The organism is Chryseobacterium soldanellicola, from assembly GCF_900100115.1.
In the GTDB taxonomy this organism is placed as follows: Bacteria; Bacteroidota; Bacteroidia; order Flavobacteriales; family Weeksellaceae; genus Chryseobacterium; species Chryseobacterium soldanellicola.
Genome location: NZ_FNKL01000002.1, coordinates 578,781 through 599,865 on the forward strand (window position 1 = coordinate 578,781; position 21,085 = coordinate 599,865).

The following is a 21,085-nucleotide window of genomic DNA, read 5'->3' on the forward strand; positions in this document are numbered from 1 at the left end:
TTAACTACATTTTTGCACCCTTGCCAAAGGCTTGAAAGAATACTTCCTTCCCGTAGCCAGGTTCTTACAAAGATAGTTTTTTTTAATCAGACCTTCTAATAAATACTTTTCATTTCTATAGAGAAAATATTCCCCTTTTTTCAGTTCTTCAATAAACTGGAGGGTATCATCTTGTTTTTCAATATGAAAATATTTAACCAAATCAGGGCTTGCCATGAAATTAGCCTTCGGAGATTTTGAAAATTTTACAATAATCGGTCTCAGCTCTTCTTCATACACATCAAGACTTTGCAAAAGCATTTGTCTGAAGGTTTCTTTCCATTCGTTGCCGTGTGGAGAAATCCTTCTGCCGTATTTTTCGAAGGCAATCAAATGTGCCAGCTCGTGGGTAAGCACAAAGAAAAAAAGTTGTGGTACCAAGGTGGAATTTATCGTAATCTCATGAGAATGATCCGGGAGTTTTCTATAATCTCCCAGCTTGGAATTCCTGTTTCGTGAGACTTTTATGTGAATATAATAATCTGCAAACCAGGTTTTTAAATACTGAAGCGTGTTTTGTGGTAAATATTTTTCTAATGAATGAATAGACATTTTACAAACTTAATGGAATTCCCGCATAGAAATTCAATAATTTTAAACTGAATAAGTAATTGTATTTAGCCTGAGCCACAGAACCTTGTGCGTTTGCATAATTATTTCTCGCAACATTTACATCGTAAATTGTTGTTCTTCCGGCCGCATAACTTTTATCTGCAAAGTCTAAAGCCAATTTTGTACTTTTCTCAGCTTCTACAGAAGCTAAATATATTTCATAATTCGCATCTACATCAAACTGAGCCTTTTGCACATTTTGTCTTACGGTCTGTTTTTGTTGTTCTAAAGTAGTTTTAGCAATATTTTCATTAATTCTGGATTGCTCAACCTGAAGCTTAGTAATTCCTTTATTAAAAATCGGAATATTGATAGAAACTCCCGCATTTTGTCCAAAATTGTCTTTATATTGCGGAAAGAAAACTCTTTCATCTTGTGCATTCAATAAGTTATTATAAAAACTTCCTATGCCTGCACTTGCCGTTATTGTTGGCCAAAATGCTGTTTTAGTTACTTCTGTCTGAGCTTCCGCAGATTTAATTCTGCTTTGTGCTGCTTTTATTTGAGGCTGAGATTCATAAGCTGTTGTTAAGACTTCTTCTACAGATTTCAGCTGAGGAGCCAGCTGATCCGGAATATCTACATTTTCAACATCAAAATCTTTATATTCTTCTAATTGTAAAAGTTGTGCCAGTGCAAATAAACTTCTTCCTACATTAATTTCAGCAGTTTTAAGGTTTTGCCTTTCTCTTGCCAACCCAGCATCAGCTTCTGCCAAGATCGTTTGAGCTGTAGTTCCAACCTGAGTTGTTATTTTTGCTCTGTCGGCTTGTTTTTGGGCATTTTCTACCGCTGCTTGAGAAATTTTCACAATTTCTTTGTTCAGCAATGTCGTTAAATACTGCTGAGCGATTTGTAGAGAGATATCATTTTTAATGGTTTCGATATCATATTGACTTGCTTCAACATCAAATTCTGTCTTACGAACCGTTTTTTCTAATCTCCCGTTATTGTAAACCAAAATATCACCTCCAAGATTAGCATTATTACTAAACCGGTCGTTCCTGATGCTTCCCGTTCCCAACGAAGCCTGTCCGAAACTCACCGTATTTCCCACACTTGCAGAAACAGATGGCAAATAATTCTTTTTAGCAATTTTTAAATTAGAATCCTGAATTTGTTTCGAATATTCATTTTGGATAACCTGCAGGTTATGCTTCACGGCATAGTCTACACATTCCCTCAGAGACCACTTTTTCTGAGCGCTTAAGCCCAGATAAGATAATCCCAAAACAATAATCAAAACTTTTCTCATATTAATATTTTATCATATTAGACGAGCCAAATATAAAAAAGTTACAGTTTTTAAAAATTAATATTTTATTTTAATAAAACTTTTGACAATTTTGTATCATGACAAATGGACAATATCAGGAAGCCGTAGACTGGCTTTTCATTCAGGCTCCCAATTATCAGATCGACGGACAGAAGGCTTATAAGCCAGGTTTAGACAATATCATTAAGCTTTGTGATTTCTTCGGAAATCCGCAGGAAAAAATAAAATGCATCCACATCGGAGGTACCAACGGAAAAGGTTCTTCAAGCAATATGCTGGCTTCAATTCTTCAGGAATCCGGTTATAAAATAGGTTTATATAACTCACCGCATCTCATTGATTTTACGGAACGTATAAAAGTAAACGGTGAGAATTGTGATAAAGAATTTGTCTTTAATTTTATCCAAAAACTTAAAACGCTTCCCGAAGATATTCTTCCTTCTTTTTTTGAATTTACAACGATTATGGCTTTTGAATATTTCTACCAGCAAAATGTAGATTTTGCAATTATCGAAGTCGGTTTGGGCGGAAGACTGGATTCAACGAATATCATTAAACCTCTGGTTGCAGCCATTACCAATGTTCAGCTTGATCATCAAAATATTTTAGGAGATACGATTGAAGAAATTGCCGCAGAAAAAGCAGGAATTATTAAAAATAACACTCCAATTGTTTCCGGAGACGAAACTGATGTTGTAAAAAATATCATTAAAGAAAAAGCCACCCGCGAAAACGCTCCGTTTATTGATGCTACTTTGCTTGAAGCTCATTTAGAATCTGATTTAAAAGGAAATTATCAGCAAAAAAATATCAGAGTTGTTTTAGCTTTAATTGAAGAATTAAAAAAATTAAATGTCAATATTTCCGATAAAAATATAGAAAACGGACTTTTACATGTTCATAAAAACACCAATTTCATCGGTCGCTGGTTTGAATTTTCAAAAAATCCATTAACGATTTGCGACACGGGACACAACCAGGCCGGACTGGAATTTGTTTTTGCTCAATTAAACGCAATTGACAAACATAAACACGTTATTTTAGGTTTTGTAAACGATAAAAAGATAGATGAGGTGATGAATTTACTCCCTGAAAATTCAGAATTTTATTTTGCAAAACCCTCTATCAACAGGGGCAGACACCCGAAAGATTATGAAGATTTGCTGATCGGGGCAAAAATTTCTTATAAAATTTTTGATTCCGTGCAGGAAGCGTATCTTTCTGCAAAACAACAATGTAGAAATGAAGAAATGATTTTTATCGGCGGAAGCAACTTTGTTGTCGGAGAATTTTTAGAAAAAAATTTGGAGAGTTCCAAATAAGTCGTATATTTGCACCACTCAAAACGAGAAATCGTAAGTGGGGCTCTTAGCTCAGTTGGTTCAGAGCATCTGGTTTACACCCAGAGGGTCGGGGGTTCGAATCCCTCAGGGCCCACAGAGAAAGGTAACTGAAGCCTTTTAAAAAAATTTCAGGGCTCTTAGCTCAGTTGGTTCAGAGCATCTGGTTTACACCCAGAGGGTCGGGGGTTCGAATCCCTCAGGGCCCACAAAATCTCTCAATGCATTGGGAGATTTTTTTGTTATATCCCAAAAATCTTTTAATCTTTTATAAACAAATTATTAAATTTGACCATCAAATTATTGCTGAATGATTAAAATGATTTTGCTATGGACATTATAATGTCGAAAAAAGAAATATTACGAAGATTAAATACCATTCGGATAAAACCTTCAGGACTAAAACCCAGAAAATATGGTGTTTCCGTGAAATATTTTTCCGGCAGTGAGCAAACTCCCTCTAAAAGAATCGATTATGAAATCACTACAGATTTACAGCTTGACAGTCATAAAGGTATTTTAACGATTCACAAAGAAAATACTTTTTTCAATCAGCACGAGCCGGATGGGATGAATGAAATTTTAGGAAACACTGTTTCTAAAGCATTTTATCCTATTAAAACTCATCTTAACGAAAAAGGATTGTCCACAAACGAAATTCTCAATCATGAAGACATCAAACAGCGTTGGGAAAAAGAAAAAGCCATTATTCTTGAAAAATACAACAGCAAATCGTTAGATGATTTCTTTCTCGCCGCTGATAAAAAAATTAATGATAAAAACGGATTAGAGGAAAATTTACAATTCGACTGGTTCTGGAACCTTTTTTTTCATCCAAAATTTATCGATTACGGAGAAACAAGAAAGGCAGAAACAGTTATGTTTTTATCCGTTATCCCCTATCAGTTTCCGTTGAGATTTTCAGGGGTTCAGAAAATCAATAAGATCCCTACAGATTATCATTCTTTCATCATAGAATTTGAAAGCGAGGAACAACCCGCACATTCCTATTTTATTCCTAAAAATCATGATCCTTCGAGATATTTTATGACTTTAAAAGTCGTTTTTGACCTCGATGTATATCATCATTTCCCGATGCATATCCGCGCAGATTTTGAAGTTTTCTCAAAAGATCTCCTTGGAAATAAGGCTTTCATTAAAAGAATAAAATACACCCAATTCCAGCAAAAGACGGAAGAATTTAAACAAATGAAATTAAGCCTGGACAGTCCTTTTATCACTGGTGGACTTGTTGTTTCCGAGCCTAATAAATGGGGATTTTATAAAAATAAGTATGAAAACGACTGGTAAAAACCAATTTGAATAAAAAACACTAAATTTACACACCACACAAATTTTATTAATATGTCCATAAAAGAAAAAGTAGTACAGGGAGCCTTGTGCCAATGTCAGTTTGGTACTACACCGGATACATTAAAGGTACTTACCCAGCAACGATATTATATAAACGATCTTAACGGCAGCGAAAAATTGGCTGCCACTCACAAAGATATAGGTGCAACTTTCGAAAAAAACACTTTCGGATCGTGTAAAAAACAAAACAACAAGCCCTGCACCGCCATTGTTACGGAATGGAGCGGATATTATGAAAAAGAAAAATATTCACCGCCAGACGGCTATATTTTGGTGGAGGACAGCAAAGCAACCTGCCCGATTGGAGGAAAAGACTGCATTATCATTCTAAAAACCGGCCAGATCGGCGAACCTTCACAAAAAAATATCAAAAATTCCGATAATGAGCTTCAATCTCATGTAAATCCCGTGATTGACATGAAAAACTATTCTCAGGAAGCTTATAAATCTATTTTTTAGACGATGGGAACAGCAGGTATTAAAAAAGCTCTCATTAAAGAGCCAAAGCAAAACGTCAAAAAATACGGAACGGGAACCATTATAGAATTGGGGCATTCCCAAAATTCGGTTACCGTTTATTTAGATAAAACGTGTCTCGGTCCCAACACCAAAAATCCGGAAACGACCATCAGTGGCGTAAAATGGTTTTTGATAAGAGAACATGTGTGGACGGATTTTAAACAATTATATCCGCAACTTCGGCCAAGTGAATTTTTTCAGACCTTAACGACTGAAAATAAAGACCATAAAATTCTTGAAGGCAACAACAAAGTCATTAATGTCGGAGATGTTAAAACAAGTGTCGGAAATATTGGAGTTATTCATCTTTTAATTCCTTACACTGCTTTTCCGGAAACGGAAGGGGTTGAATATTTAAGAATTGTGGGCTTAGACAAGCCTCAGGTCTTGTATTGCCATTTTAAATTTCCCGAACATGGCTATATTCCGTTGGAAAACAATGAGAAAAAGGCAACGTACGGTCAGACAGTTGACGTAGAAGTTTACACCCATTTGTTACCCAATTTTGAGAACAGATCAGACAAATTTGTGTTTGATGTAGAGCTTATTAATAAAGGAAAAGCTGTTGCTGTACAAAAAAATGTGGAGATCCTTACTCCCGGCTCATTTCAATATAATGCGAGAAAAAGCCTACGTTTTCTCATCGATCCGGAATGGCAGAAAAATCATAACGGGCAACAGCTTGACGAAAAATTTTATTTAAGATTAAAAGGTTCGATCGGGTTTACGGCTCCGGTTTTAATTTCAGCCGATGCCGTTCGCGATTCCGGTCAGTATGATTCTGAAAAAGCCACTGCCGACTGGATGAGAATGGAACACGGAAAGTGGGTTTATGATAATTCCAGAGAGCTTTTGGTGCCATATAATTCGATGAGCTCGCTTTTAGCACAATTCGAAAATGAAAAAAATAATCAGATTCAATATATTGGTGACATCAAATATCTCAAAAAGGAATATGATCCTTGCGGATATTCAAAAATTACCATAAAAGATGAAAATGACGGCGACAGAACGCCTTTGGTAATTTTCGATGAAGATGATGCAAATCTCGACAGAACTTCACAGATTTTTGGCATTACAGCCGGAGATTCAAGAAAAAAAATCTCTATTACATTAGATAAACTGACGACAAAAGACGTTTTTTGCCAGGGTTTATTGTTGGATGAAGGTCAGAAACATACAACCCAGACCAATGTTTTTCAGGTTGAAAAAGTAATTGCGGCAATAAGAAATAAAGACGGTTTTCCCACACAGGAAGATTCTACACACAACCAGCAGCAAAAAAATGCAGGAATTGCCACAACAAAAGAAAATAAAACAGATTATGATGTCTCAAAATCAGATAAATCTTACAATCCTTCTCAGATTCAGCAATGGCAATCGGGTGTAGATTATAAGTTTGAAGGTGACAGCAAGATGATCGTAATGCCTAAATATTTTTATAACAAAACATTTCTTGACGGCAAAATCAATAAATATCCTGCGCAGGTTACAAATATGTTGTGGCTGTTTAATTATTTCATTCTTTCTGATGATATGGCGCAAAATTATTTTGTCCCGATCAGTACGTGCCGTTATCCCAATCAGATTGCTAAAATCAAAGTATATCCCGATATAGAATGGGAAGTTGCATTTATGGTGACTGTCGGTAAAGGATATTCAGGGAAAATTAAATATTCAAGAGAAAGATTAAACGGTTATCATCAAAACTATAATTTCAGATATCTAAAAAGCGAACTCAATATTGAAGGCACGCAAACTTCCAATTTAGGCTGGGTTTTAAAAGCCAAAGCCGTCGAAAACGGAAAAGAGCACGAAATAGGTATCGAAAGCATTAAAAAAGTCATCGACACGGCCGTCGGAGCTTTCAATATGACGAGGCAATATCTTGAAGTTTTTAATCCGAGCCACAGCGACGGAACGCCTAGTTTAGCGCAATCCAGAAGGGTAATTGAGGTAGATTTTGCCATCGATCCTCCAAACATAGGCTTTGCATTAGGCTGGAAATTCGGAAAAGCAAGCACGAACGAAATTGTTCCGATTTACACCGGCGGATTAAAAGCAGATCCTTTAATTGGTTTAACAATTGCAGTTGATCTCGTTCCTTTAATTAAATTTTTAGGACCAATCGGAAGAGTGATCAGCTGGATCATTCAGTTCATCGAATGGCTTTCAAAATCAGACCTTTACATTACTTTTGAAGTTTCACTGCCCGTAAAAGCAGATTTAAGCTTATCTTATAATCGAGTTGACGGATTTTCCAACCGCGGAAAGCAAAAAATGTGGGTGGAACCGGGCGTTACCCTCCGTGCAGGGTGTAAAAGTAATGAAGTCGTTTTGATTCCCACTACCACGAGAAACGGCGTTACCGAAGCCTCTGAAGTCGAAAAATGGAAAGTCGAAGGAAATGTGGCAACATCTTTGACGTTTGAGAAAGAATGGGGATTTGATAAAGGTCCGGGAAAATATTATGAAAAATCAACCGTAAATTTCAAAGGCGCAAAAATGACAATCGTGGTCAGCGAATTGATCAGCAACAGAAGAATTGATTTCAAACCGACTCACCAACAAGTTTTTACCATAATTGAAGAACCAAAAGATCCAATTTATGATTCAGGAAAAATATATATTGAAGAAAAAAAGTAAGTTTTTATTCGCTATACTATTCGTTTTATCCATTTATAGCTGTAAATCACAGGAAAAAGAAAACCCAAAAACATTAGGAAGCACCAATTTTGATATACAAAACATCACTTTCAAAGAAGATGTCAATACTCTTTTTGGAAAAAATAAATACTATAAAACGTCCATAAAAGATGATAATTCTTCCGATATTGCTTATAATTATATTGTAAGCAAAAAAGAAAATCAGGGGATCAAAGTTTCGCTGGGAAATATTGATATCAGTAAATATAAATATGATTTTAAGATAAGCAAAGACAACAAAATGATCGGAATTTCTACGTCATTTGTTTCAAAAGAGGACATCAAAGACAAGATCATCCAAAACATTGATAATCAATTTAAAAACTATAAAGTAAATATCAATCAGCTATACGAAAACCCTACTGTTTACCGTTGGGAAGCTCCGGAGAAAATTATTCAGTTTACTTATTCCTCTTTTGAAGGAGATAATGTTTACAATATTTCTATTGTGAATAAAAATTTCAGTTGCGATAAATTTCCTTTAGAAAAAGTATTTGTAGGAGAAGACATTTGCTTAAAAAATTACACTAAAAAATAATTAATCATGAAAAACCCTTTCTATCTTGCAGAATTGCAGGTAAGAAATTGTCAGGCAGAATTACTGATCAACGATATTCCTTGTTTTGACCATTATAAAGAAGGCGGAATGGCGGTTGACTGGCCCATCAATTCATATATTTTAAACTCCGGAAAGCAGTTTTTCACCATAAAAGCCAACTGTTTTGAGCACGAAGAGCAAATCAGCAGACACGCTTCAATCGAACTGAAAATCACGGTAAGAGATGCCTTTGATTTCTCGGTTCCTAAACAGGTTGTAAAACAGCAAATTCCGATTTCTTTTGAGGAAAAAGATACGCAGATGTACACGACGGGAGATTTTTTTGAAGCAGAAATTCCCTACGTTTTAGAAGGCTGGAAAAATTCTTTTAGCTTTTCTGATTACGTAAACGGCAAAAATCCCGTGAAAGATGGAATTTTAAAGGAACTTGAAGATTACTATGAAAATTTTCATCAAATCATAAAAAACAGAGAAACTGATAAATATAACGCTTTGAATGGCATCCGTTTCGAAGAAATAACAACAGCATTCTACCTCAATGAAGAAGAAAAAGAAGCAAGAAAGAAAACGATCTTGAATTCTTCAAGACAAGACGTTCAAAAGATTGATTTTTCAGAATATTCCCTGCATTTTTACGGCGATAAAAACCAAGTTATCGGCCTGAAAATCAATGATCAGCCCTGTGGTTTTGTTTTCGAAAATAACGAAGGAATGGTCATTACAGAACTCGCTCTTTTTCACCGCAAAAGAGGAGAAGATAATCTTTCATTAATCAGATAATTTACTATGGATTTCTTTACAATTTATCTTAAAAACAATGATCTTGTTATAGAAAATTCTTTTACAGCACAGAAAATCCGGCTGGATTCTATTGATGATGTCATTATTTTTAGTGCTCAGGAAAGAGGACGCTTCAAGGTTTTCATTTTCACTACTTTACCCATTATTACTGAAGCAAAATCTGAAACGTTTATCAATAAATTGGTGTTTTCTGCTTTTAAAACTTTCAATAAAAATTCAAACGAAATTAAAACCCACTTTGAAGAAAAGGAAGTAAATACCTTATTAAAAATCCTGGCTGATAATTTAGATAATGTAATGATTTCAAATGATTTAGAAGGAAGCCTTTTATGGAGGGAAACAGATAATGGCTTTACAATAAAAGGGATAAAATTAATTTACAGTAAAAATAAATTAGGCTTAGCCGAAGTTTTGAAGAAACATAATATTTTACGCTAATTAAGACTTTTTACTTCATAATTTCCAGAAGCAGCCCAAGCTTGTATAAATCGAGGTAACGGAGATTGACATTTCCTTTTAAAAGCATCTTTTTAATACTGTCTTTTTTTAATCCAAAAGAAATGATGAAAAGCGTTTTCAAAGAAGCTCTGCTCAATTGATTATACGCTTTTACAAGCTTCACCTCAGCAATTTTCGGACTTAATTTATCACTTTTAAGCATTTTTGCAAGACTTTCAACGGACTCCTCTACTTTTCCCAGGTAGATTTTGTTTTCCTCAAGATCATTATTAAAAACGGGATTTTCAATGTGATCAATTGTAATATTTTCTGACTTCAGATCCATGGCAAAAAGCAGATCTTCGTAGCCATATCTTTGAAATTCTGGATTGAAATGCACTTTTTGCAGCACTTCACTTTTAATCACAAAATTATTTGTCTGAAAGCTTAAATAAGGCTTTTCGCATCGCAAATTCACCGGTAAATTCTCTCTTTCTACAGCAAATTTCCATCTTAAAAAATGGCTCTCATCAGAAGGTTCATCAGAAACTTTTCTTCCGCCATAGATTACCAATGTTTCAGGATTTTTTTCTATAAATTTAAGATAGTTCTTTAAAAAATTCTCATCGATAATTTTACCGTCGCAATCCAAAAAAAGCAGATAATCCCCTTTAGAATAATAGGTAAAAAGATTACGGATCTGGGCTCTTCCTATGTTTTTTTCCAGGAAAATAAACTCTTCGACGTCTTTTTGAAGTTCCGTATTGATTTGTTTAAAACTTTCATTGGAAGCATCATCAATCAGGATAATTTCTGCATTGATCTTATTATTTTCAATTTCTTTTTTTAAATCAAAAATTAATTCTCGAATATCAAAATTATAGACCGGAATACAGATTGAAAGCTTCATTTGCATTAAATTTTATCAATAATTTTCTGAATATCAAGCTCTTCCAGACACGCCCAGTCACCACGGAAACATTCTTTATCACCAAAAACCGAGCACGGCCTGCAAGTGAGATCTTTTACCTGAACAGCATCGTTTTCACTTTGTCCGAATCCTAAAAACCCTGCATAAGGATGTGTAGAACCCCAAATTGAAACACATCTGGTGCCCATTAAGCTCGCCAAATGCATATTTGCAGAATCCATAGAAATCATTAATTCTAATTCGGAGATTTTTTTTAATTCTTCGCTTAGGCTTAATTTTCCTGATAAGCTATAGGTATTTGGGATTTCCATTGCCCATTTTTCCAGGGTTTCAGTTTCTTTTTTTCCACCACCGAAAAAATATACTGTATGCTTTTTAGCTAAAACTCTTACCAATTCATAAGACTTTTCCAAAGGAAGCATTTTTCCCCGATGTTGGGCAAACGGTGCAAAACCAATCCCTGATTTTTGTTGTGAAACAGGTCTCAATTGATGCGAAAGCTCAACTTTAAAGCCCATTTCGCGAAAAACATCTGCATAACGCTCAACTGTTTTTCTTAACTGAATTTTATTTAAATTCCAGATATCGGTCAGGTGTTCTTTTTCTTCTTTTCCCTTGTTGATTTTGAATACTTTAAGTCCTTTTCGCCGGTAAATTTTATCTAAAATTTTGGTCCTGATCACATCATGGAGATTAGCGATCAAATCCGGGTTAAATTCTTTAACTAATTCGTTGGCAAGTCTTGTTAAACCAAAAAAACCTTTATAATCATCTAAGTTGATTCCTTTGAATATAACATTCGGAATATCAGCAAATAAGCTCTCAAAATTACTTCTGGAAACCATCACAATTTCCACATCGGGATTTTGTTCCAGAAACTCACGGAAAACGGGTGCTGTCATTGCGACATCACCAAACGCGGAAAAGCGGTATGCTAAAATTCTTGTCACAATTACGACTTCAATTGATAAGCAACTGCATAAAATTTGATCTGTTTTGTCATTGCCATCAAACCATTGGCTCTGGATGGGGAAAGAAATTCCTGCAGCCCGATTTCAGAAATAAATTCGAAATCAGAATCTAAAATCTCCTGTGTAGAATGGCCGCTGTAAATGCTTACCAGCAAAGAAACGATTCCTTTTGGCAAAATACCGTCGGAATCAGCATCGAAAAATAATTTTCCATCTTTAAATTCAGCATCGATCCAGACTTTACTTTGGCATCCTTTAATCAGATTTTCTTCTTTCTTCTTATCTTCCGGAAGGCCTTTCAGCTCTTTTCCAAGATCGATAATATATTCATATTTCTGTTCCCAATCGTCAAGAAAGGCAAATTCATCGATGAGTTCCTGCTGTTTTTCTTTAATGGTCATTTTCTTTACTTTCTTTCTGCAAAGATACTAATTTATGCTTTAGGCTTGAAGCAATAAGCAGTAGGCCAGATATTCAATTATTACAATTTGCTTATAGCTTACTTTTTAAAGCCTATCGCAAAATTTGATGCTTTTTCAAAAACCTGCAGTAATTTCACTTCTTCATTTTCCCAGCAAAGTTGTTTTGAGGCTTTTTCAAGCTCGGGCAGATATTTTTTTCTTCCTTTATTTAAAACTAAACGTATCGATTGGGCAATGTTTTCCGGCTGGTGATCTTTAATAATTTCTCCGATATCAAATTGACCCTTAATCTTTTGCATTTCAGGAAGATTAGATAAAATTAAAGGAACTCGCGCCTGAATGCAGTCCAAAACTTTATTTGGCAGAGAATAAAAATAGCTCTCGCCCCCATTTTCTTCGATGCTCATCCCGCAATCAACTGTTACTGTGATTTTTCTTAGATCTTCAGGAAGTAATTTTCCTAAAAAATGAACTTTATGCTGAAGATTTTCTTTAATAGCTAATTCTTGGTATTCTTTTTTTCTCGGCCCGTCGCCTGCGATTTTTAAAATTACGTTGTCAAGATGATGCATTGCCAGAATAGCTTTATCAATCCCGCGGAAAGGATTGATTGCACCTTGATAGAGAACTATTTTTGGATTATTTTCCGGAATTTCAATAGTAAAATCTAATTTTCTGGGTGCGTTTTGAACAACAATCGGATCAACATTATACTTTTTTTGAAACCAATTTGCATAGCTTCCGCTTGCTGTAATCATGAATTTTATTTTGGGAACCAGCCTTTTTTCAAGATATCGCCACAGTTTTTGTGACATTTTGCCCTGAATTGCCGGCATTTCGGAAAAGATTTCATGACTGTCAAAAATCAGGGGAATATTTAATTTTTTTGCTATTAAATAGTTCGGAAGCAGCGTATCCAGATCATTGGCATGAAGAATCGTGTTTTGGTCGGCTTTTTTCTTTAATTCGAGGTATAATTTCCAGTTGAATTCAAAATAAGCGGTTTTTAAGCTTTTTGAAATTAATTGTATTCTTAAAAAAGGGTACGGCCGCGACATTTTTTCTGCCCCATTCCAGTCGTTTCCTATTAATTCTATTTCATATCCGTTATCATGTAACGTCCTGCAAACCTTTTCAATACGCTGATCCGTATATAGATTGCTGAAAGCCGATGTAATTATTTTTTTCTTCTCCATTATCCCTTTTTGTCAGCCAATAAGTGGTAAATTTGTATAAAGCAGATCAATGCGTTTGGGATGATAACCGGCCAAAGCATTCCGCTGAAGATGCCATAAATGACAAAACAGATACAGCCTATCATATTAACGATTCTGATTTTTCTTACCTCTTTCAGTATAAAGCTCAACACTATAAAAAGTGAGGCGGAATATCCGATATAAGTAGCCGTTTCGGGAGTCATGAGGGAAAATTTAACGATAACAAACTTAATCATTTTCAATAAGATAATAAAATTTTTTCTGCCATAAAGTCATTTATTGGTTTTTGGTAAAATATTTGTAATTTAGATAATGAATAAATGGCAATGTTGCTTTTATTCTAATGAGATATATTATGGATTATAAGTTTTCACAAGGTTTGAGCCAGGTGTTCAAACAAAGCAAAAGCGAAGCTAAACGGCTGAAAAGTGAATTTCTTAATACAGAACATCTACTTTTAGGTATTATAAAAACGGAAAACTCTGCAAAAGAAATCCTTCAAAACCTTAATGCGGATTTAACACAAATCAGAAGAAAAATTGAAACTCTAAATACAGCAAGTCTAAATCCTATTTCTGAGGAGGTTACTAATATTTCATTCACGAAGATGGCAGATCATGCAATCAAACGTGCTGAGCTGGAATGCAGACAATATAAAAGCAATGAGATTAATACCGTTCATCTGCTTTTAGGCATTCTTTACAAATATGAGGACCCTACTTCAAGTATTTTAGGAGCTTATGATATTGACTATGAAGGAGTTTCAAAAGAGTATCAGACAATGCTTAAAAATTCCGGACAGGCGCCACAAATGAGCGCTTATGACGATGATGATGAAAGAGAGGAATTTGAGCAGATGAGAAAGCCTACAGGAAATTTAGGCTCCGGAAAAAGTAAAACTCCGACTTTGGATAACTTCGGCAGAGACTTAACTTCTTTAGCCAGAGACGGGAAATTAGACCCCGTGATCGGTCGTGAAAAAGAAATTGAGAGGGTTTCTCAGATTTTATCAAGAAGGAAGAAAAACAATCCGTTGCTTATCGGTGAGCCGGGTGTTGGTAAATCTGCCATCGCTGAAGGGTTAGCGTTAAGAATTCAACAGAAAAAAGTTTCAAGAGTTCTTTTTGGAAAAAGAGTAATCACTTTGGATCTCGCGAGCCTTGTTGCAGGGACGAAATACCGTGGTCAGTTTGAGGAAAGAATGAAGGCCATCATGACCGAGCTGGAGAAAAACAGAGATGTTATCTTATTCATAGATGAGCTTCACACTATTGTTGGCGCGGGAAGTTCAACAGGAAGCTTAGATGCGTCGAATATGTTTAAACCAGCCTTGGCAAGAGGTGAAATTCAATGTATTGGTGCCACAACTCTTGATGAATACCGTCAGTATATCGAAAAAGACGGCGCTTTAGAAAGAAGATTCCAAAAGGTAATGGTGGAGCCTACTTCTATTGATGAAACCATTCAGATTCTGAACCAAATTAAAGATAAGTATGAGGAACACCACAATGTTGTTTATACTGAAGAAGCGATTTTAGCTTGTGTCAATTTGACAGCAAGGTATATTACAGACCGTTTCTTACCGGACAAAGCGATTGATGCGATGGATGAAGCAGGATCCCGTGTTTATATTAAAAACATGAAAGTTCCTACCGAAATCATTGATTTTGAAAAGAAAATCGAAGACATCAAAGAAATGAAGCAGAAAGCTGTAAAAGCTCAGGATTATCTTGAAGCCAGAAAGCTTAAAGATGAAGAAGAACGCCTTCAGATGGAACTGAATTCTGCTCAGGATAAATGGGACAAAGATGTAAAAGAGAAAAAAGAAACCGTAACCGAAGAAAATGTTGCGGAGGTGGTTTCTATGATGAGTGGCGTTCCTGTAACGAAAGTTGGTAAAAACGAGCTTGATAAATTAGCTCAGATGGACGAAAAGCTGAATGGCAAAGTGATCGGTCAGGAAGACGCTGTGAAAAAAGTTGTGAAAGCAATTCAAAGAAACAGAGCCGGATTGAAAGATCCGAACCGTCCGATCGGAACGTTTATCTTCTTAGGTACAACCGGAGTTGGTAAAACTGAGCTTGCAAAAGTAATGGCAAGAGAATTATTCGATTCTGATGAAGCTTTGATCAGAATTGATATGAGTGAATACATGGAAAAATTTGCGGTTTCAAGATTGGTTGGAGCCCCTCCGGGATACGTTGGATACGAAGAAGGCGGTCAATTAACAGAAGCTGTGAGAAGAAAACCTTATGCTGTGGTTCTTTTGGATGAGATTGAAAAAGCTCACCCTGATGTATTCAATATCTTGTTGCAGATTTTAGATGAAGGTCATGTTACGGACAGTTTAGGAAGAAAAATTGATTTTAGAAATACAATCATTATCCTTACTTCAAACATCGGAACCAGAGATATTAAAGACTTTGGTGACGGTGTAGGATTCGGAACTTCGGCTAAGAAAACCGGTTCAGACACAAGAGCAAGAAGTACAATTGAAAACGCCCTTAAAAAAGCATTTGCCCCAGAATTCTTAAACAGAATTGATGATATTGTGATCTTTAACTCTCTTGAGAAAGAAGATATCAAGAGAATCATTGATCTTGAATTAAACAAATTGTACAGCCGACTTGAAAAATTAGGTTATAAAGTTGACTTAACTGAAGAAGCAAAAGACTTTATTTCTGAGAAAGGTTGGGATAAAGACTTTGGTGCAAGACCACTAAAACGAGCTATCCAGAAGTACATTGAAGATTTATTGGCAGAAATGTTGGTAAACAAGCAATTAAATGAAGGAGAAACAATCATTTTAGATGTAAATGAAGCAAAAGACGGCTTAACCGGAAAAGCTTCAAAAACTAAAAAGACGGTTGAAAAATCTTCTTAATCTTGAATAAATAATTTAATAATAAAAGCACCGGGAATTTTCTCGGTGCTTTTTTTGTTTTTATTTAAGTTTTTGCTAAAGATATGATCTGCATCGTATATAAAATTGGTCTAAATTTAAACGCAAATTTCTCTATAATCTATGAAGAAAAAATTTATAATTAAAGTCCCACCACAAAACCAATACTCGGGATCAGGCCACTGGAAAAAACACTGGAATTTTCTTTATACAAAACATTATACATTAAACCGATCTGCATAAAAGAATGAGTCCCGATTCTCTGCATATAGCCTCCGCCCAGATATAAAGCAGTTTCCTGCTCATTTGTTTTATAATCGTAAAATTTATCTTTAAAGTTGATAAAATATTGCTGGAGATTAGCTCCAACATAAAAAGATCTCGCAAAATAATAATTCACAAACGGACCAACGCCAAACATAGTTGATCTGTAATAATCAGAGGTTTGCCAAGAAACACTTCCTACAACACCCACTTCTAAATCGTCTGTAAGCCTGTAGCCAACCTTAGGAGAAGCTTGCAAATAAAATGAGTTCTGGCTTCCGAATCCAACACCGATTCCGCCTCCGAAAGTCCATTTATTATTCGTTTCTGGTGTTGTACCCATAGAAACCTGGGAAAATACTGATCCTGAAAGCATCAGCAGTAAAGGGAAAATAATTTTTTTCATAATATCGTTTTTATCAATGTTTAAAATTATGGTTTTTTTCCGAATTTATTTAGTTGTATTTTTGCCGCGTCAACTAAGAGCTCCCGTTAAGAGTCTCGTAAAATTGAAATACAATGAAAGTAGTAGTAGGATTATCCGGAGGGGTAGACTCGAGTGTTACAGCATATTTGCTGCAACAACAAGGCCATGAAGTTGTGGCTTTGTTTATGAGAAACTGGAACGATGCTTCGGTAACGTTAGAAGATGAATGTCCGTGGATTGAGGACAGCAATGATGCCTTAATGGTTGCCCAGAAATTGGGAATTCCGTTTCAGGTGATCGACATGAGCGAGCTTTACAAAGAAAGAATCGTCGATTATATGTTCGATGAATACCAGAAAGGAAGAACTCCGAATCCTGATGTTTTGTGTAACAGAGAAGTGAAATTCGATGTTTTTATGAAGACGGCAATGTCTTTAGGCGCTGAAAAAGTGGCTACAGGACATTATGCAAGAGTAGATTCTACTTTTGATGAAAACGGAAAGGAAATTTTTCACCTTCTAGCAGGAAAAGACAATAATAAAGATCAGTCTTATTTTTTATGCCAGCTGAATCAGGACCAGTTGTCTAAAGCGTTGTTTCCGATTGGTGAATTAACAAAACCTCAGGTAAGAGAAATTGCTAAAGAAATCGGATTGGTAACGGCTGATAAAAAAGATTCTCAGGGATTATGTTTTATCGGAAAAGTAAGCCTTCCGCAGTTTCTGCAACAGCAATTAATTCCAAAAGAAGGTGAAATTGTTGAAATTTTTAAAGATTCTCCTTTATTTTCACAGGAAAAACCTGAATTTTCATCAAAAGAAGAAGAATTAGAATATTTAAGTCAAAAAATCAATTATAAAAAGGCCGACGGAAAAGTAATCGGAAAGCATCAAGGTGCCCAATTTTTTACGATCGGACAAAGCAAAGGACTTGGAATTGGCGGACATAAAGAAAGCTGTTTTATTGTGTCTAGAGACATGGAAAACAATATTATTTTCGTTGGAGAAGGCCACAGCTTTCCCGGTTTGCATAAAAAAGCGTTAAAAGTTGATAATGCTGAGCTGCACTGGGTACGTGAAGATTTAAGATTAAAAAATGGCGAATCTATGGAAGTAATGGCGAGATTCCGTTACAGACAGGAGCTTCAGAAAGCAACAATTTATCAGTTTGAAAATGTTTTTTATATGGAATTTGAGCAACCTCAATCTGCCATTGCGGAAGGTCAGTTTGCAGCCTGGTATATTGATGATGAGCTTTTGGGAAGCGGCGTAATTGCCTAAAATTATCAATTAAAATAAATGAAATAAGCTTGAAGATATCTTCAGGCTTATTTTTCTTATGGCAGAATATTTAATTAATCTTTTGCTTTAAGTTTGGCCATATAAAAAATATCAGCACAATGATTTCCAGGATTAAAATGATGATTAAAAACCCGACAGGCTTTCCTAAAAATAATCCTCTGATTAATTTTATTATTCCTAAAATCAGAATGAAAATCACAAAATAAAATGTGATTCCTGAAATCGTTTCTTTAAAAAATTTCAGACTAAAAACAGAAGCGTAAAATCCTGCTAAAAGAATCAGATAAAATTTTAAAAATTCCGGACCTTTTAAAATAATCGGATTGCATATTTGATCTTGTGCTGCAAGCAAAAAGAAACTTACCGCGATCGGGATTGTATGAATAATTATCTTTTTCATAATATCTGGTTTTTTAACCGCCGCATCCGCCACAACCACCACATCCTCCTCCACAACCGCCACCGCAACTTCCGCCACCTCCACTGCAGCCACCGCCGTCAGCACTATTGTCATTTTTATCCTGATCTTTTGGAGTATTTACACCTAAAATCATTGACAGAAAACTTATCAGCAGGAAAAAACTTATAATCGATCCAAAAACGATTGCCAGTGTATTAAAAGTGCTGTCTGAGCAGGAATACACCATCAATAGAAAACCTGTTAAACCACTAATTTTCAGGATTCTGAGCCATGATTTCACAGGTTGCTTGTGTTTAATTGTATTATTCCAAATCTCTGCCGGGGCTTCCTGATTAAAGATTTCTTTATAGTTTTTTAGGGTATCTGAAAACCAGTTCTGATGTTTATCTTTTTCGGCAAAACCTCCTTTTGAAGGATGATGATGAAGCTTTCTTTTCAAAATATTCGGGCAGAATTCTTCCCAGTAATTTTGTGTGTAAATAAGGTGCATGTGCCATACTTTATCAACAATTTCGCTTGGTGAAGCTCCGTTTGGAAGAACACAGCACAGATAAACGAATTTTTTATACTCTTCTATCGCTTTTTTAGTAAAATCTACTGTCCAGCTTTCTTCCTTGGCCAGCTTTTTTGAGAAAGGAAAATCAACATTGGGAGCGTCCAGCGAAAACTCCTGAAGCCTGCTCCAGAGAGAATCGTTTTGTAATAACATTTTTGTTTCCATTGTTTTAACTTTTATTTTCTACTCAAATTTGGTTTGATTTTAAAATATAAAAGTCTTCCAAAAATCTTATTTAGTCGTATAAAAATCTTATATTAGTCTTACAATCAAATATAAACAATGAAAAAAGAAGATATTCTGCATCTTGAGAAGTTAATGAATTTCTTAAGTCTGTACTTTTTAAAGAAAAATCATTGGGAAGATGTCACAAAAACCGAATGGTCATACATTGTTGCCGAACTTAATGATTTAATAATCAATGACAATACAGAAAATAACATAAAAAAGGAACCCGAACTGCTCGGTTCAAATTATCTTTATGAACATTTGATAATCAATAAGCTAAAGAAATTTTATCACAATGAAAATGCTATTTTAAGCAAGCCCAATCTGGCAAAATTAAGTATGATTGTCAAAGTATTGGGTTATTCAAACTATATCGATTTTATTAATTCAAACACAGAAGCATTCAATTTTAATGATCTGAAAATTGATATGAATAACGCCAGGCAAAATACCGCACTTTTGGATCGTTTGGTAGGCTGCTGGTATTCTTACAACAGAAATCTGCCCGACAATCCTTTGCAGGCGAAAGAAGACCGGATTTGGCGCTCAGCAATGGAAATCTACAAATCTGAGACTTCCGGCGAATATTTTATTGAGAGAAGCGGCGGCGATCACCACAAGTATTTTGGGAAGGTAACTGCCTATTCTGATTATGTTTTTATCATCATGAACAGCAATACATTTATCCGCCAAAGACATTTTATTTCAAGAATAAAAGATATCAAGGAAAAACTTAAAAATCCAGAATATAAGCTCCATGAGTTGCATTTTATAAGTACGTGTATCAGTTTTAATCAAGAGCCGATTGCTCTTTTTGAGATTTTTCAGAAAGCAGACCGAAAAACTTTTCTCCCCGACTCTATCAGCTTTCCGATTGACAGTGATGAAATTCCAAATTCAATTATAAAACAACTTGAAGATACAGAAGCTAACCGTATTGATTACAAGTAGTTGCGAGATACGAGTTTTGAGTTTAATCTTTTTGTTTTGGGTTTTGGTTTTGTGAGAAGTTTTACTTTTTCAAAATTAACTTACCAGCCAGTCTTTAAAATCTTTTACGCGATCACGGCTCACGGTAATTTCTTCCTGCGGCTGAAATTGAAGTTCTACTTTGTAATTTGGGGAAGTGTGAATATTTTTAATGAAATCTGAATTAATGATGAATTGTCGGTTGGCACGAAAAAATTTCTTTTCGTCCAGAACATCTTCCAGCTCATCCAGCGTAAAGTCTGACGGATACGTTCTCTCTTGGGTCTGTAAGTAAACGATTTTATTTTCACTGAAAAAACAGCTTACTTCATGCGTCTGAACGATCTTCAAATTATATCCTATCTTTACCAAAATTCGGGAAAGAGTTGTTTTATCTTTTTTAATTAACTCTTTAATTTCTAATGAGTTGACAGAATTATCTGAAGGAATAAATGATTTGAATTTTTCAATTGCCCTACCAAGATCCTCGTCTAAAATCGGCTTTAAAAGATAGTCAATACTGTTTAATTTAAAAGCCTTCAAGGTATATTGATCAAAAGCTGTCGTGTAGATCATAAAACCTTTTGTCGGAACTTTTTCAAAAATATCGAAAGATAAACCGTCGCCTAAAACAATGTCCGAAAAAATCAGTTGCGGATGCTCGTTTTCCGAAAACCACTGCACCCCTTCTTCCACAGATTCTATCTTTGCAACAACTTCTATTTCAGGGAATTCGCTCAACATTCTTTCTAGTTTCCTTGAAGCAGGCTTTTCGTCTTCGATAATGACAGTTTTGATCATTGAATCTTCTT

General features: G+C 35.2%; 21 protein-coding genes and 2 tRNA genes. 12 read left to right on the plus strand and 11 right to left on the minus strand.

Translation table 11 applies throughout. The features are described 5' to 3' along the window. Nucleotides 1–591, minus strand: a complete 591-nt coding sequence (locus tag BLT04_RS07495; protein WP_089755167.1) for a SprT-like domain-containing protein — start codon at nucleotides 589–591, stop codon at nucleotides 1–3. Between the two features lies 1 nt (nucleotide 592). Next, nucleotides 593–1,906 (minus strand): TolC family protein, encoded by a 1,314-nt coding sequence (locus tag BLT04_RS07500; RefSeq protein ID WP_089755168.1) that lies wholly within the window; start codon nucleotides 1,904–1,906, stop codon nucleotides 593–595. 98 nt (nucleotides 1,907–2,004) lie between these two features. On the opposite strand from BLT04_RS07500, the gene BLT04_RS07505 reads away from it, so the two are divergent. The 9 genes from BLT04_RS07505 to BLT04_RS07545 all read left to right on the plus strand — a co-directional run bounded on the left by BLT04_RS07505 (nucleotide 2,005) and on the right by BLT04_RS07545 (nucleotide 9,664). Then, the gene (locus BLT04_RS07505) at nucleotides 2,005–3,249 is read left to right on the plus strand and encodes a bifunctional folylpolyglutamate synthase/dihydrofolate synthase (RefSeq protein ID WP_089755169.1); all 1,245 of its coding nucleotides are present in this window, start codon (nucleotides 2,005–2,007) and stop codon (nucleotides 3,247–3,249) included. A 40-nt stretch (nucleotides 3,250–3,289) separates the two neighbouring features. Then, nucleotides 3,290–3,364: transfer RNA gene (locus BLT04_RS07510), tRNA-Val, on the plus strand. Between the two features lie 37 nt (nucleotides 3,365–3,401). Next, nucleotides 3,402–3,476: transfer RNA gene (locus BLT04_RS07515), tRNA-Val, on the plus strand. Between the two features lie 121 nt (nucleotides 3,477–3,597). Beyond that, complete coding sequence (locus BLT04_RS07520; RefSeq protein WP_089755170.1) at nucleotides 3,598–4,578, plus strand: hypothetical protein; 981 nt, start codon at nucleotides 3,598–3,600, stop codon at nucleotides 4,576–4,578. Nucleotides 4,579–4,632: 54 nt separating this feature from the next. Continuing rightward, nucleotides 4,633–5,100, plus strand: a complete 468-nt coding sequence (locus tag BLT04_RS07525; protein ID WP_089755171.1) for a DUF4280 domain-containing protein — start codon at nucleotides 4,633–4,635, stop codon at nucleotides 5,098–5,100. Between the two features lie 3 nt (nucleotides 5,101–5,103). After that, nucleotides 5,104–7,806, plus strand: coding sequence for a hypothetical protein (locus tag BLT04_RS07530; protein WP_089755172.1), 2,703 nt, complete (start codon nucleotides 5,104–5,106; stop codon nucleotides 7,804–7,806). Then, nucleotides 7,790–8,404: a hypothetical protein gene (locus BLT04_RS07535; protein ID WP_139166219.1), complete on the plus strand. Its 615-nt coding sequence runs from the start codon at nucleotides 7,790–7,792 to the stop codon at nucleotides 8,402–8,404. The genes BLT04_RS07530 and BLT04_RS07535 overlap by 17 nt, the downstream gene beginning before the upstream one ends. 6 nt (nucleotides 8,405–8,410) lie before the next feature. Continuing rightward, the gene (locus BLT04_RS07540; protein WP_228421920.1) at nucleotides 8,411–9,205 is read left to right on the plus strand and encodes a hypothetical protein; all 795 of its coding nucleotides are present in this window, start codon (nucleotides 8,411–8,413) and stop codon (nucleotides 9,203–9,205) included. A 6-nt stretch (nucleotides 9,206–9,211) separates the two neighbouring features. Then, entirely contained in the window at nucleotides 9,212–9,664 is a 453-nt protein-coding gene (locus BLT04_RS07545) for a hypothetical protein (RefSeq protein ID WP_089755175.1), read from the plus strand. 10 nt (nucleotides 9,665–9,674) lie between these two features. On the opposite strand, the gene BLT04_RS07550 is transcribed toward BLT04_RS07545, so the two are convergent. From BLT04_RS07550 to BLT04_RS07570, 5 genes are all read right to left on the minus strand, one after another. Next, nucleotides 9,675–10,574: a glycosyltransferase family 2 protein gene (locus BLT04_RS07550; protein ID WP_089755555.1), complete on the minus strand. Its 900-nt coding sequence runs from the start codon at nucleotides 10,572–10,574 to the stop codon at nucleotides 9,675–9,677. Between the two features lie 5 nt (nucleotides 10,575–10,579). Beyond that, a complete protein-coding gene (locus tag BLT04_RS07555; RefSeq protein ID WP_228421921.1) occupies nucleotides 10,580–11,545 on the minus strand; it encodes a glycosyltransferase family 9 protein in 966 nt (321 codons plus the stop codon). Nucleotides 11,546–11,547: 2 nt separating this feature from the next. Next, the gene (locus tag BLT04_RS07560; RefSeq protein WP_089755176.1) at nucleotides 11,548–11,967 is read right to left on the minus strand and encodes a SufE family protein; all 420 of its coding nucleotides are present in this window, start codon (nucleotides 11,965–11,967) and stop codon (nucleotides 11,548–11,550) included. A gap of 98 nt (nucleotides 11,968–12,065) precedes the next feature. Further along, complete coding sequence (locus tag BLT04_RS07565) at nucleotides 12,066–13,184, minus strand: glycosyltransferase (RefSeq protein WP_089755177.1); 1,119 nt, start codon at nucleotides 13,182–13,184, stop codon at nucleotides 12,066–12,068. Next, entirely contained in the window at nucleotides 13,184–13,408 is a 225-nt protein-coding gene (locus BLT04_RS07570; protein ID WP_089755178.1) for a uroporphyrinogen decarboxylase, read from the minus strand. Before BLT04_RS07570 ends, BLT04_RS07565 begins: the two co-directional genes overlap by 1 nt. A 152-nt stretch (nucleotides 13,409–13,560) precedes the next feature. On the opposite strand from BLT04_RS07570, the gene BLT04_RS07575 reads away from it, so the two are divergent. After that, complete coding sequence (locus BLT04_RS07575) at nucleotides 13,561–16,089, plus strand: ATP-dependent Clp protease ATP-binding subunit (protein ID WP_089755179.1); 2,529 nt, start codon at nucleotides 13,561–13,563, stop codon at nucleotides 16,087–16,089. A gap of 160 nt (nucleotides 16,090–16,249) precedes the next feature. On the opposite strand, the gene BLT04_RS07580 is transcribed toward BLT04_RS07575, so the two are convergent. Further along, the gene (locus BLT04_RS07580; protein ID WP_089755180.1) at nucleotides 16,250–16,777 is read right to left on the minus strand and encodes a hypothetical protein; all 528 of its coding nucleotides are present in this window, start codon (nucleotides 16,775–16,777) and stop codon (nucleotides 16,250–16,252) included. A 113-nt stretch (nucleotides 16,778–16,890) separates the two neighbouring features. Between BLT04_RS07580 and mnmA the strand changes: the two genes are divergently transcribed. After that, the gene (gene mnmA, locus BLT04_RS07585; RefSeq protein ID WP_089755181.1) at nucleotides 16,891–18,078 is read left to right on the plus strand and encodes a tRNA 2-thiouridine(34) synthase MnmA; all 1,188 of its coding nucleotides are present in this window, start codon (nucleotides 16,891–16,893) and stop codon (nucleotides 18,076–18,078) included. Between the two features lie 70 nt (nucleotides 18,079–18,148). Here mnmA and BLT04_RS07590 read toward each other — a convergent pair whose 3' ends face one another. Together BLT04_RS07590 and BLT04_RS07595 are read right to left on the minus strand one after the other, a co-directional pair. Further along, nucleotides 18,149–18,613: a hypothetical protein gene (locus BLT04_RS07590; protein ID WP_228421930.1), complete on the minus strand. Its 465-nt coding sequence runs from the start codon at nucleotides 18,611–18,613 to the stop codon at nucleotides 18,149–18,151. Then, a complete protein-coding gene (locus BLT04_RS07595) occupies nucleotides 18,513–19,241 on the minus strand; it encodes a glycine-rich domain-containing protein (RefSeq protein ID WP_089755183.1) in 729 nt (242 codons plus the stop codon). Before BLT04_RS07595 ends, BLT04_RS07590 begins: the two co-directional genes overlap by 101 nt. A gap of 117 nt (nucleotides 19,242–19,358) precedes the next feature. On the opposite strand from BLT04_RS07595, the gene BLT04_RS07600 reads away from it, so the two are divergent. Then, complete coding sequence (locus tag BLT04_RS07600) at nucleotides 19,359–20,255, plus strand: hypothetical protein (protein WP_089755184.1); 897 nt, start codon at nucleotides 19,359–19,361, stop codon at nucleotides 20,253–20,255. Between the two features lie 75 nt (nucleotides 20,256–20,330). On the opposite strand, the gene BLT04_RS07605 is transcribed toward BLT04_RS07600, so the two are convergent. Continuing rightward, the gene (locus BLT04_RS07605) at nucleotides 20,331–21,074 is read right to left on the minus strand and encodes a LytR/AlgR family response regulator transcription factor (protein WP_089755185.1); all 744 of its coding nucleotides are present in this window, start codon (nucleotides 21,072–21,074) and stop codon (nucleotides 20,331–20,333) included. Between the last annotated feature and the right edge of the window lie 11 nt (nucleotides 21,075–21,085).